General features: G+C 53.7%; 10 protein-coding genes and 1 pseudogene. 1 reads left to right on the top strand and 10 read right to left on the bottom strand.

What is annotated here, in order from left to right:
• From LA360_RS23130 to speB, 4 genes are all read right to left on the bottom strand, one after another.
• Positions 1–459, bottom strand: a complete 459-nt coding sequence (locus LA360_RS23130; protein WP_022202627.1) for a (2Fe-2S)-binding protein — start codon at positions 457–459, stop codon at positions 1–3.
• Complete coding sequence (locus LA360_RS23125; RefSeq protein WP_022202628.1) at positions 456–1,250, bottom strand: FAD binding domain-containing protein; 795 nt, start codon at positions 1,248–1,250, stop codon at positions 456–458. The genes LA360_RS23130 and LA360_RS23125 overlap by 4 nt, the downstream gene beginning before the upstream one ends.
• Before the next feature lie 106 nt (positions 1,251–1,356).
• Entirely contained in the window at positions 1,357–2,793 is a 1,437-nt protein-coding gene (locus LA360_RS23120; RefSeq protein ID WP_057571706.1) for a YjiH family protein, read from the bottom strand.
• A gap of 25 nt (positions 2,794–2,818) precedes the next feature.
• The gene (gene speB / locus LA360_RS23115; RefSeq protein ID WP_112482872.1) at positions 2,819–3,760 is read right to left on the bottom strand and encodes an agmatinase; all 942 of its coding nucleotides are present in this window, start codon (positions 3,758–3,760) and stop codon (positions 2,819–2,821) included.
• On the opposite strand from speB, the pseudogene LA360_RS23110 reads away from it, so the two are divergent.
• Positions 3,759–4,256, top strand: a pseudogene (locus tag LA360_RS23110) (LysR substrate-binding domain-containing protein); the annotation flags it as partial. The gene speB and the pseudogene LA360_RS23110 overlap by 2 nt on opposite strands.
• Here LA360_RS23110 and LA360_RS23105 read toward each other — a convergent pair.
• The 6 genes from LA360_RS23105 to ruvA all read right to left on the bottom strand — a co-directional run bounded on the left by LA360_RS23105 (position 4,241) and on the right by ruvA (position 12,332).
• Positions 4,241–5,686 (bottom strand): peptidoglycan D,D-transpeptidase FtsI family protein, encoded by a 1,446-nt coding sequence (locus LA360_RS23105; protein ID WP_022202632.1) that lies wholly within the window; start codon positions 5,684–5,686, stop codon positions 4,241–4,243. The pseudogene LA360_RS23110 and the gene LA360_RS23105 sit on opposite strands and share 16 nt — an antisense overlap.
• Positions 5,683–7,038 (bottom strand): FtsW/RodA/SpoVE family cell cycle protein, encoded by a 1,356-nt coding sequence (locus tag LA360_RS23100; protein WP_022202633.1) that lies wholly within the window; start codon positions 7,036–7,038, stop codon positions 5,683–5,685. The genes LA360_RS23105 and LA360_RS23100 overlap by 4 nt, the downstream gene beginning before the upstream one ends.
• Before the next feature lie 5 nt (positions 7,039–7,043).
• Positions 7,044–9,440 (bottom strand): U32 family peptidase, encoded by a 2,397-nt coding sequence (locus tag LA360_RS23095; protein WP_022202634.1) that lies wholly within the window; start codon positions 9,438–9,440, stop codon positions 7,044–7,046.
• A gap of 82 nt (positions 9,441–9,522) precedes the next feature.
• Positions 9,523–10,389 (bottom strand): cell division protein ZapA, encoded by an 867-nt coding sequence (locus tag LA360_RS23090; protein ID WP_022202635.1) that lies wholly within the window; start codon positions 10,387–10,389, stop codon positions 9,523–9,525.
• 279 nt (positions 10,390–10,668) lie between these two features.
• Positions 10,669–11,661, bottom strand: a complete 993-nt coding sequence (gene ruvB / locus LA360_RS23085; protein ID WP_022202636.1) for a Holliday junction branch migration DNA helicase RuvB — start codon at positions 11,659–11,661, stop codon at positions 10,669–10,671.
• A gap of 41 nt (positions 11,662–11,702) precedes the next feature.
• Positions 11,703–12,332, bottom strand: coding sequence for a Holliday junction branch migration protein RuvA (ruvA, locus tag LA360_RS23080; protein WP_022202637.1), 630 nt, complete (start codon positions 12,330–12,332; stop codon positions 11,703–11,705).
• Positions 12,333–12,465: the final 133 nt, after the last annotated feature.

The raw sequence follows: 12,465 nt of genomic DNA, 5'->3' as shown, positions 1-12,465 counted from the left end.
TCACACCTCCTGTTTCGATTCCAGATATTTCTTAACCGCCCGCAGCTGGGACATATATCCGCTGCAGCGGCACAGATTGCCGGCCAGATATTCCTTGATGGTCTCCTCATCCGGATTTTTAAGCTCCCGCTCCATGGCCAGCACATTCATGATGAAGCCGGGGCTGCAGAATCCGCACTGCTCTCCGCCCTCCGCTGCCAGAAACATGCCGAATTCCTCTGCTTCCTTCTGAAGTCCTTCCAGAGTAGTGACATGGCGGCCGTTTGCCCTCACAGCCAGGGTGGAGCATGACAGCACAGGCTTTCCGTCCAGCCATACGGTGCACAGGCCGCAGTTAGCTGTCTCACAGCCGCGTTTCACGCTGCAGCATCCCAGACTTCTCACCAAATCCAGGAGAAGGTCATCCGGCTCCGCCTCTGCCTGCACATTTTTTCCATTTAACCGAAACTCTATATTCATCCTTTGCTTACGCTCCTTCCTGTAAGTCTCTCCATAAGGCGCCTTGTATACACAGCAGCCAGCTGGCGGCGGTACTGTCCGCTTGCCCTCGTATTGCTGCCATAGGTAAAGGAATCAGCTGCCTCCCCGGCAAGCTGTGCAAGGCTGTCGTATCCGTCGTCCCTGATTTTCACGACCTGCGCCCTCCCCGGCCTGGCTCCCACCGCCACATACCAGTCATTGCCCCATCGGGATACACAGCAGGCTATGACCGGAAAATCCGTTTCCGAATTTCTCTGGGTGGTGTAGGCTGCCTTTCTTCCGTCTTTTTTTATGATAATGCGCACCAAAATATCCCTGTCATCCCGGCGCACAGGCCGTTTGGCAAATTCTTCCAGAGGAACCATTCCTCCGTGATAAAGCTCCACATATGTATCCAGGGCCATCAGGCAGGTCAGGATGTCGGAAAAACCAAAGCGGCTGTAAATGCTGCCTCCCACCGTAGCCAGGTTGCGCATCTGAACACCCACGATATGGCGTGTGCATTCCTTAAAAATGCCTCCGAAATACTGGTTAAGCCCCTGGTCTGTCTCCAACTGGCGCAGGGTGCACATGGCGCCAATCCTGAATTCTTCCTTGGTTTCCTCGATTTTATCAAGTCCCAGGCCGGACAGGTCCACGATGGTACGTTTGGTCACACTGGTCATCTTAAGCCACACCATGCCTCCCACAACCAGGCTGCTGCGCTTCTGGCATAGTTCATACGCCTCGGACAGACTGTCCACTTTTACATAATCCTCTGCTCGGAACACGTAGATTCTCCTCTCTTCTCAAATGCGTGAATACACGCCCTAAAATAAAGCAAACAGGGAGATTATAACATGAAATCTCCCTGTTTTCTACATATACCGTTATTCTTTAAAATAATAGATGCATGAACAATGCGCTGATTGGTATGGCCACAATGGTCCGTTCAAAGAAGCAGATAATCAGTTCCTTCAAGGATACGGGTATCTTAGTTGACATCATGACCACGATGGTTTCAGAAAAGAAGATAATCTGCACCATGGATACGGTGACCACCATGTACCTGGCCCCCACGGCCAGGGTGCCGACCTTATCGGCAATCATCAGCACGGGCAGGAACATCTCCGCGATTCCAACCGGAAGGGCCGGCGCAATCTCAGCCGCGTTGGGAACCTGCAGCAGAACAAGCAGGGGGGCAAATAATTTGCCAATCCAGTTAAATACCGGGGTATAAGCGGCGATGAGCATTGCTATGATTCCCACGGCCGTCAGAAGTGATATCACCTTTGGCAGCACATAACAGCTGTCCAGAATACTGGACCGGATTTCCTTAAAAAGGCCGGGCGCAGTGGCCGCTTTCTTGACTGCCCTGGACGCGCCTGTCTTAAGCACTGCCCTGGCAGGTACACGTTCCGCCTGAATCTCCTCCTTTGTCTGCTGCCGTCCGTCTGCAAACACAGACGCCTTGCGGGACAAAGGCGGAATCCTGGCCATAAAGAAGCTGACAATGAGCGTCACCAGCAGCGCGATAAAATAAATGGGCAGGAAATATTCCGAAAGGTCGGCTGTCTCTATCACCTTATAGGCAAATCCCACGCTGACCGCGCTGAATCCCGTGGCGATGAGGGCTGCTTCCTTTTTCGTGTAAATCCCACGCTGGTACAGCTTGCTGGTAATCAGCACCCCCACCGAGGCAGAGCTGACAAAGGACGCAATGGCGTTGACAGCACTCCTGCCGGGAATCTTAAACACAGGCCGCATCAGCGGCTCCATCAGGCTTCCGATAAAATCCACGATTCCGTAATTCAGCAGAAACGGCATGAAGACCGCACTGACCGGAATAATCCAGGCTACGTCCATGGCAATGGAGTATACGGTTTCTCCTATGCCGGGACTGACGATGGCCGCCGGCCCTTCAAAGGCGGGAAAGGTGTAGTGCAGTACCAGAATCAGGGCAAATATACTGCCCATCAGGTAAAACAGCGGATGCAGCACCGAATCCTCCTGATAGTACCTGTAAACAGCTGAATCCCTGTTTTTACAAAAGTATTTTCCGTATACGCTGGCCAGGCCGTTTCCCATGATGATAAGTCCGCCCATCCAGAGTCCCGCAAGTCCCAGGCCAGCTTTAATATTTTTATATATGATGCCGAAGGTGACATCCGTGCTTCCCCTTACCGTGACCGGGACAAAAAAGATGATGACTGCAATCAAGGTGAAGATGACTGCCTTTACTATCCCGCCTTTCCACTGATTTCCGGTAAGCACCAGGGCGTCTAATACCGAGTTGTCATTCAGGTTCCCGTTCACATTATTGTCATTTTCCATGCCTTATCCTCCATTGCAGCTGCCGCTATTTTGCTTTTTTCTTCACTGCCAGGATGGACAGGTATTCAAATACAATGTTGGCTGCCAGATAAGCGGTTATTTCACCGTGGTCATATGCCGGAAGTACCTCCACAAGGTCAAATCCCACAAAGTTCAAATCCTTGATATTCCGTACCAGCTCCAGAGCTTCCAGGGAAGTAAAGCCTCCCACCTCAGGAGTGCCTGTTCCGGGAGCATATGCAGGGTCTACAAAGTCAATGTCAAAGGTCAGGAAGCATGGCTTATCACCTACCCGTTCCAGAATCGTCTTAACCAGTGTCTCCAGCCCCATTTCTCTTACCTTGTGGGCCGGAATCAGCTTCATTCCCAGCTCTGCCGCCATCTTATGCTCATCCGGGTCATACAGGGATCCGCGCATCCCCACCTGGATGGAATGGGACGCATCGATAAGGTTTTCCTCCAACGCCCTGCGGAATGGCGTGCCATGGTTATATTTCTGGCCAAATACCTCATCGCATAAATCGGAGTGGGAGTCAAAGTGTACCAGGGCAACGGGGCCGTACTTTTTGGCAGCCGCGCGAAGCTCCGCCAGCGTGATGGAATGGTCGCCTCCCAGTACGATGGGACATGCGTTTTCCTTCAGGATGCCGGCAACCCCTTCTTCAATTGCCTGGTAGGTTGGGCGTATGTAACCCGGAGTCACATTAAAATCACCTATATCCCCGCCCTTTAACCCGTCCATGATGTTTACCTGCATGATTACATTGTTGGGCTTCATCATGGCTGAGATATTCCTGATTGCGTTGGGACCAAAGCGTGAGCCGGACCGGAAGGAACTGGCTGTGTCAAATGGAGCCCCTGCGATGGCGAAATCCAGCCCCTCTGCTGAGTCCACTTTCTGCATTCTCATGAATGTTCCCATATTACAAAATCTTGGTGAAGATAAGGCACTTGCCGGTTGTTTAATGTCCCTGTTTTACTGCTTTGATACGGTCAGCGACACCTATTATGCTCTTGCGAAAAAGCATAATCTGAAGCTGATTCCCATTGCCCGCAACCGCCCCCTGATCCTTCTGGCATCAAAAAAGAACCCCCTTTCACGTAAGAAGGAGATTCCTTTTGACAGCATAACCGATTATAAGTTCATCATGTACGAAAATTTTAAGTTTGATGAATGGCTGAAAATTCTGAATTTTAAAAATGACAATAATATATTATATGTGTTCGACCGTGGCGGCCTCATCGACGCCATCCGCCAGAGCCGGTATGTCACCGTGATGATGAAACGCTTTACCGATACATACAGCGAAGACTGCGTGGAGATTTCCATTGTGGATTCTCCCTTTGGAATGGACGCCTACTGCCTGCATCACGCCTCCTACACCATGAATTCCCGTGAAAAGCAGTTCATCCGGGAATTAAAAGAGCTGTTTGCCGAAAATCCGGCTCAACGGCCCATATAGATATCAAAAAGCTGTCTGGCTATGGGGGCCGCCGCCTTTCCTCCGCTGCCGCCTTCCTCCACCAGAACCGTCACCACCAGCCGCGGTGACTCAGCCGGCGCAAATCCGGTGAACCAGGCATGGGTTTCCTTTCCTGTCTCAAACTCGGCAGACCCTGTCTTTGCCGCCACCGTATAAGCATCTGTGCGCACAGCCGAACCCGTTCCCTCTGTGACAACCGCTCTCATAAGCTCCGTAAGTCCCGCTGCCTCCTCCGCGCTCATAAGGCTTCCGTAGGCGGCGGGCATGAACTTTTTGATGGTTTCATCTCCCGCGCTGACAACAGAGTCCAGAAAATAGGGTTTCATCAGGGTGCCTCCGTTGGCTATGGCAGCCGTAATCATGGCATTGTGAAGGGGCGTAATCTGGGTTGTTCCCTGTCCGATGGAGGTCTGCAGAATTTCCCAGGTTCCGGCTCCGGGTTTCATGTTGTAGGCGCTCTGCTTATAGGGAATTCCGCTCAGCGGGAGAGGTCCGTTAAAGAGGAGCTCTCCCGCGGTGCTGTTCCATTTTCCCAGGTCCATCTCAAGACCCAGGCTGGCAAACGCGCCGTTGCAGGAATTGGCAAAAGCCAGGGTGAAATCCTGATGGCCATGGGCCGTACCGTGATAGCACTTAATCCGGTATTCTCCGTTCTCATACACACCGTCACAGTCAAACTGGTAATTCTTATAATCCGCAGGATGTTCCCGCATATATTCCAGCGCAGTCACTATTTTAAAGGTGGAACCAGGGGGATAAAGTCCCTGAGTGGCCCTGTTTAAAAGCTGTCCCTCTTTATTTTCCTGGGCGGTCAGGGCTTCCCAGTCCCCCAGCAGGCTGTTGGGATCGTAGCCGGGCTTTGATACAATGGCGAGTATCTTGCCGGTATCCGGCTCCATGGCAATGACCACTCCCTTTCTGGCTCCCAGCGCGGCGTAGGCAGCCTGCTGAAGCTCTGTATCCAGGGTGGTGTATACATCGTCTCCCGGATTCTTATTGCCGGTCAGTTCATTTCCCACCTGCTCCATCAGGTTCACATGGGAAGTCAGCAGATAGAAATTGGCAAGGGCCTCGATTCCCGTCTTGCCTTTGGTGGAATAGCCCACCGCATGGTCAAAGATATCTCCGAAGGGATACACCCTTGTCTCATTTCCCTCGCCGTCCATCTGAGTCTGGGCCAGCACCGTACCGTCTGATGCCAGAATCCTGCCCCTCACGATACGGTCCGAAAAGCTGTCCAGCCTTGCGTTATAGGAGTTGTTTATTACATCCTCGCTTTTCACCTGAAGAAAATACCCCAGATAGGCTGCCAGTCCCAGGAACAGGGCCGCCACCACATAGGTGATGCCCAGAATGCTGCGGTTGGATGTTTGATTGGACTTTGAGCCGGTATCTGCCTTCTTACTCATGGCATCACCTCCTCTCCGGTTTCTTCCTCATCGTTGCGTTTCAGGATATAAAGACCCTGGATAATGCCAAACAGCAGGAATGTTCCCAGGATGGAGCTTCCTCCGTAGCTGACAAAGGGCAGCGTCACTCCTGTGGACGGTATGAATTTGGTCACACCGCCAACAGTCAGAAATACCTGCACGATATACTCCACTCCCAGACCAAATGCTATCAGCTTGTAGAACACGGCCTGCATTCTGGCTGCAATCATCATGAACTGAATGAAACAGCCCAGGCAGATAAGAAGTACGCAGATGGCAAAAATGGCCCCCATCTCCTCCGACACCGCCGAAAATATAAAATCCTTCTCCACCACCGGTATCTTTCCCGGCATTCCCTGGCAGAGTCCCATACCAAACCATCCCCCTGTGCCAATGGCAAAAAGGGACTGGGTAATCTGGTATCCTTTGTTTTCTATATCGGCCCACGGGTTGCTCCAGGCCGACACCCTGCGGCGCACATGGTCGAACAGCTGATAGGCTGCCAGGGCGGCTCCCGTTCCCAGAGCGCTTCCCGTTATCAGATACAGCCAGCTTCCCGTGGCCACAAAGAGCATCAGCAGGTAAGTGACAAAGAAAATCAGAGCGCTTCCCAAATCCTTGGAAAGCACCAGCACCAGAACATGAGCACCGGCCACAGCCGTTGTCAGGAAAATGGTCTTAAAATCCGTGGACTGATAGAACATGGACGCTGCGAAGAATACAAAGGTCAGCTTCACAAATTCCGACGGCTGGATGGACACACCTGCTATGGTAAGGGACAATTGGGCCCCGAAGCTTTCATTGCCGGCAGCCCATACCACCAGAAGAATGAGGAGCCCTGCCCCCGCATACACCCACTGAAGCTTGTAAAGCTGCCATACCCGCTCCATAATATAGGGCACCAGCCAGGCCAGGGCCGCGGATATGACCACGATGGCAAACTGGCGCAGGGCCTTGTCCAGGCCCTTTGCCATGGACAGCCGGGTAAGCATGATAAAGCCCACGCATAACAGCATGCAGGCGTTGTTAACCAGCAGTCTGGACACATTCCGGTACAGCAGGCGGTACAGATAAATATAGCACAGGAAAAAGACCACCTGGGCCCCGTAAAACGCCAGAAGCATGGCCTGCATCCCCTCGTCCTCTGTCTTCAGAAACATAACCAGGTACGCCAGAAAATGAATGGCGAACATGGCCCGGTTCTGCCTGGCACATACCTTGCGCTTGCGCTCCATATCCGGGAAGGAAAAAAAGCGGAAATTCGCATAGGTGTAGACCGCCATCAGCAGTATCATCAGATATTTGGATATTTCTACAATCAGATTGGTCATAAGCCTCACTCCACTCCGCGCTTAAAATGTCCCCTGGTAAAGTCTCTGAAGGGGACATCCACATCCCTGTTATATACAAAGGAACCGATGAATGCGTCGAGTACCTTTTCTGTCTGCTCTGTTCCCTCCACCGTAAACTGAAGGCGCAGGCGCTCCGCCATGAGACGGCGCACCAGCTTTTCGCTGCCCAGCAGGGACAGGGGCGCGGGATTGTAAATGGTATTGTAGCAGAAGGAACAATGGTTCTTTACAGGAAGTACGGCGCCTGTCCTGTCCTTCATCATAAGTGTCCCCCGTTTATGGGTACACCCCTTCACCGTATTGGTGATGCACTGGGCAGATACCATCATAGGCGCGTTTCCATAGATAATGAGCTCGCTGGTCAGCCCCAGGCCGCGGCATGACTCAAGAACAGGCTCCAGCTCACGGCTGTTCAGCTCCCAGGACATGGTGAGCATGGAGGCGCCCACAGATGCCAGCACTCTGGCGGACCGGCTGTTCCAGCCATATACCGAAGCGTCCATGCCAAAGGGCAGGGGGAGCCCGGGCATTTCCTGTTCCATAAGGTCTTTCAGCCATACGGTCTCCTCCAGTGCCCTGATTAACACGCCGTCAAAGCCGGCCTGACACAGCAGATGACGGCTGTCCCCCAGGTATCTCTGCGCATGGGACCGGAATATCTGCGGAAGGGCCAGCCAGCACTGTTTTCCCCTGTCGTGGCAGCGGTCAGCGATATCCCTCCACTGGTCCGGGCCGAAACCGTCCGCGTCCAGATAAACCACCGATATCTCACCGCGGGCCAGGACAGGAGAAAGCTGGGCTGTTTCTTCCAGGAAGGCCGTGAGGACGGGCTGAGACTGGGGGGCTGCGGTTTGGGTAAGAACGGGCCGGGACTGCGAAGCTATGTTTTGGATAAGAACGGGCCGGGATGTCGGGTCCGCAGAAGAATGTCCAATGGCCAATGCGGCGCCGGTAAGCTTTTTCTCCAGCTCTTCAAAGCCGGCGCGGCGCAGCTCATTGAGCGCCTGAACCGGAAGGAATAAATCTCCTTCGATTTGGGCTGTGAGTGTTTGGAAACAAAAGGGGCTCCCTCCCGTCTTATTCAGCTGTTTTAATACCTTCTCCCGGGTCATGGGCTGTTTTTCGGCTGCCTGGGGCGCCTGGCCCAGAACCTGGACCTTTTCTTTGCGGCACTCCAGGGTCAGGCGGCTGGGCTCTCCCTCTGCCAGCTCCACATGCCCCCGTACATTCTCCTTCAGTTCGGCCTCCACATAGGTCTTATCCAGATATTCAAAAAGTTTCTGGTTTCCCTCCCTGAACTCCGGCTTTTCCCTCAGCGCTACCATGCCGCGGCCATTGTGCCGGGCGTAGTAGCCGTCTGTGAACCCGCCTCTGTCAAAAAGGTCCAGGAGCATCTTCCTGTCCTCCGGCTCCACACGGTAACCGTCCCGTCCCTGCTTCAGATACCGGTCCACGTATTTGCGGTAAATGCTCACCACGCCCGCCGTATATCTGGGGCTCTTCATTCTTCCCTCTATCTTCAGGGAGTACACGCCTGCCTCTATGATATCGGGCAGGATGTCAAGGGTGCACAAATCTTTCAGGCTCAGCACGTATCTCTCGCTGCTTTTATTGAGAGGGGATGGATCCGGCCGGCCGGAGGCGCCCGGCTTTTTGCCCTGGTTCCTTTTTCCGGTCTGTTCACTGATTCGGGACCTGGCTCCAGCCTGGCCGGCCTGTTCAGGCACGGAATGTTTTCCATTCATCCGGCTTATATCCTCCGGCTCATATACCGAGTAGGGAAGACGGCAGGGCTGGGCGCAGCGTCCCCTGTTTCCGCTTCTGCCGCCAATAAGGCTGCTCATAAGACATTGTCCTGAATAGCAGTAACAGAGGGCTCCGTGTACAAAGCTCTCTATCTCTATGTCTACCTCATCATGGATTCGCCGTATTTCCTCCAGTGACATTTCCCTGGCAGTAACTACCCGGCTGCATCCCAGTTCCTTCATCATCCTGGCCCCGTATACGCTGGTCACCGTCATCTGGGTGCTGGAATGAAGCTCCAGCCCCGGAAAATGCCGGCGCATGAAAGCCAGCGCTCCCAAATCCTGGACTATGACACCGTCCAATCCCCTCTCGCAGTAGGGGCGCATGTAGTTTTCCAGGTCGTTCAGCTCATCTTCCTTGAACAGGGTATTGACTGTCATGTACAAACGCCGTCCGTGCAGATGAACATAGCCCATGGCCTCCAAAAGCCCCTTTTCATCCGGGTTATCCGCATAGGCTCTGGCTCCGAACCGGCTGCCCCCCATATAGACTGCGTCAGCTCCCGCTGCCACTGCTGCCTTCATACTTTCAAATGACCCTGCCGGTGCCAGTACCTCTACCTGTCTCTTCTCCATTTTGTCCAACCTTTCCTGAACTGTTACCCTGAAATAAAAGATGCCTCACGTATCCCCATGAGACATCCCCCTCGTAATCCTCTTATCTTCTTCCACCTTTGTGGGAACCGGCCTTTCTGGCTGCCTGCAGCGCCTTTCTGGCAAGCTCCTCATCCGTCATCCCCCCTGTGAGAGGGGCCGTAACAGGCGCTGCGGACGGTGCTGCGGTTGCCGCTGCCTGAGTGGAAGCTGCTGCCATTCCCCTGCCTGCTTCTGACGCGGGGTTTAACACCCGCAGAGACGGTGCCGGCCGCTTCTCATCAGACTGGTCTGCCGATGCAGCGGGCTGCTGCGCAGATGCGTCCGCATCCGGTGTCTGTGAAGCGGTCTCAGGCTGAGAAGCTTCCCTGACAGCGGAACCGGAAACAGGTTCCGGACGGGAGGCACTCCGTGTAATGCCGGCCTCAATTTCCACGGTTTCCTCTATCTCCTCCACTGCCTCTGCCTGCACTCTGGCTTTACTTTCGGTCTCAGCGGATGAGTTAGTTCTGAGATTCTGAAGGTTTTCTCTGGCTTCCTTTAATTCGCCTTCCAGCTGGGCAATGCGGCGGTTCAGGCGATCCAGCTCCCTCTGGCGCTCCTCCAAATCCTTAAGCACCGCCTCCAGCTTCATCTGTGTACTGACCAGCTCGTGCTTTAAGCTGTAGGTCTCCTTCTCCATATCGTTCTTCTGACGCTCCATTCCCTCGCCCCATTCCATGGCTTTGAAATAATCGTCTGCTATATTTAACTCCGTCATGACCATCTGGTAATCCGCACTCTGTTTGGTGAATCCCGGTACCTTCCTCATGGCGCTGTTTTTCTCGTTTACGTAGCTGGCAGCTTTCTGGAGATAGCTCTCATCCTCGCTGCCGCCCAGTGTGTATACTTTTCCGTCTATTAAAACTTGGGTGTAATTTTTTGTATCCATATCTAATCCCCTGCTTTCTGCTTTGCTGGTTTGCGTCCTGATGATTTGTGTGGCGGTTTCGGGTGCGCGCGGCCGATTATACTGCGCGCGCCTGTTCCGCGGTGCGCGTTCGATTCCGCTGCGCTCCATCTCACTCACGGGCTTCACCCTATGAAAAAAGACATGGGCAGATTTCCTTATGTGCCAGCACAACGGCAATCTGCCCATGCCTTTTTTCGCACTGCTCATTGCCTACGTGGACATTATACCACACCCCCAGCCTTCTTAACAAGGCGGTTTCTACATTTCTAAGCCCAGGTGGCGATAGGCTGTTTCGGTAGCCATGCGGCCCCTTGGGGTGCGGTTTATCAGACCGTTCATAAGGAGGTATGGTTCGTATACCTCCTCCAGGGTTCCTGAATCTTCTCCCAGAGCCGCTGCCAGGGTGTCTAATCCCACGGGACCGCCGGAAAATTTTTCTATAATCATCAGCAGGATATTCCTGTCGTTCTGGTCCAGTCCCAGTTTGTCCACATCCATGATGTCCAGGGCAAAATCCGTTACCTCCCGGGTAATAACGCCGTCATATTTGACCTGGGCAAAATCTCTGACCCTCTTTAACAGACGGTTGGCCAGCCTTGGGGTTCCCCTGGAACGTCTGGCCAGCTCCATGGCTCCCCCCGCTTCGATTTCCACGCCCAGGACCCTGGCAGAGTGGAGGATAATGATTTTCAGCTCCTCCGGCGTATAGAATTCCAGCCTCTGAATCACTCCGAACCGGTCCCTTAATGGCGCGGTGAGAAGTCCTGCCCTGGTGGTGGCTCCCACCAGGGTAAAATGGGGCAGGTCCAGACGTATGGACCTGGCGGTGGAATCCTTTCCCAGCATGATGTCGATGGCAAAATCCTCCATGGCCGGGTACAGCACCTCCTCAACCTGACGGTTCAGACGGTGTATCTCGTCCACGAAAAGCACATCTCCTTCCTGGAGATTGTTCAGTATGGCCGCCATCTCTCCCGGCTTTTCAATGGCCGGGCCGCTGGTCACCTTCATATTGGTTCCCATCTCATTGGCAATGATACCTGCCAGCGTAGTCTTGCCCAGTCCCGGCGGGCCGTAAAACAGCACATGGTCCAGAGGCTCCCCTCTGGTCTTGGCTGCTTCTATATAGATGTTAAGGGTGGACTTAATCTTCTCCTGCCCTACATAATCCCTGAGACATTGGGGTCGGAGCGTGGTCTCTATGCGCTCGTCCTCCGCCGTTACTTCCGTTGTTATAATCCTGCGTTCCATTTACACCTCTGCATATCCCAATTTCACCTTTGCCAGAATCCTTACAGGAAGGACAGATGCTTTAAGGACGCCTTTAACACATCCTCCGAAGTCATCCCGTCCGTGACCTCCACCTGCTTCACTGCCCTGGATGCCTCCGTGCTGGTGTAGCCAAGGGCTACCAGCGCCTGGACCGCCTCCTCGGCCGCTTCCACCAGCCCGGCTACGGATGCGCCTGTATCCACATCATCCATGCCGGCCCCGCCAGCCATGTTCCCCAGCACGTCGTCCATGGATATCCTGTCCTTCAAATCCAAAATCAGGCGCTGGGCCGTCTTATTGCCAATGCCCGGCGCTTTGGCCAGGGCCTTCACATCCTCGCTGACAATGGCCAGGCGCAGATCGTCCGGTCGGAGCACGGAGAGAATTCCCAATGCGCCCTTTGGTCCGATGCCGTTCACCCCCAGCAGCTGCCTGAACATGTCCCTGTCCTGGCTGTGAAGGAAGCCATAGAGGGTCATGGCATCCTCCCTTACCTGAAAATATGTATAAACCGTCACCTCTTTCCCCATTCCCGGAAGCTCCGGAAGCAGGGAGACAGGTACATGGATGGCCAGGCCCACATGACCTGCCTCCACCACGATAACGTCTTCCTCAATGGCCACGAGAGGCCCTTTTACGTAAGAAATCATATATCCTTCCTGTTCTTTCTCTCTCTAATGTCCTGCCCTTCATCATATCATACCCATGAATCCAATGCAAGTCTGCCGAACAAATATTCTGTTTCGGACCAGACTCCGGCCATCAGACACTTGCGTTTCCGGA

Origin of the sequence: Enterocloster clostridioformis (genome assembly GCF_020297485.1) — a bacterium.
In the GTDB taxonomy this organism is placed as follows: domain Bacteria; phylum Bacillota; class Clostridia; order Lachnospirales; family Lachnospiraceae; genus Enterocloster; species Enterocloster clostridioformis.
This window is presented reverse-complemented; position numbering and strand designations above follow the sequence as displayed.

Coding starts and splice junctions, on each gene's coding strand:
- LA360_RS23130 (WP_022202627.1), bottom strand. CDS start 459: ATGAATATAGAGTTTCGGTTAAATGGAAAAAATGTGCAGGCAGAGGCG.
- LA360_RS23120 (WP_057571706.1), bottom strand. CDS start 2,793: ATGGAAAATGACAATAATGTGAACGGGAACCTGAATGACAACTCGGTA.
- LA360_RS23105 (WP_022202632.1), bottom strand. CDS start 5,686: ATGAGTAAGAAGGCAGATACCGGCTCAAAGTCCAATCAAACATCCAAC.
- LA360_RS23100 (WP_022202633.1), bottom strand. CDS start 7,038: ATGACCAATCTGATTGTAGAAATATCCAAATATCTGATGATACTGCTG.
- LA360_RS23095 (WP_022202634.1), bottom strand. CDS start 9,440: ATGGAGAAGAGACAGGTAGAGGTACTGGCACCGGCAGGGTCATTTGAA.
- LA360_RS23090 (WP_022202635.1), bottom strand. CDS start 10,389: ATGGATACAAAAAATTACACCCAAGTTTTAATAGACGGAAAAGTATAC.
- ruvB (WP_022202636.1), bottom strand. CDS start 11,661: ATGGAACGCAGGATTATAACAACGGAAGTAACGGCGGAGGACGAGCGC.
- ruvA (WP_022202637.1), bottom strand. CDS start 12,332: ATGATTTCTTACGTAAAAGGGCCTCTCGTGGCCATTGAGGAAGACGTT.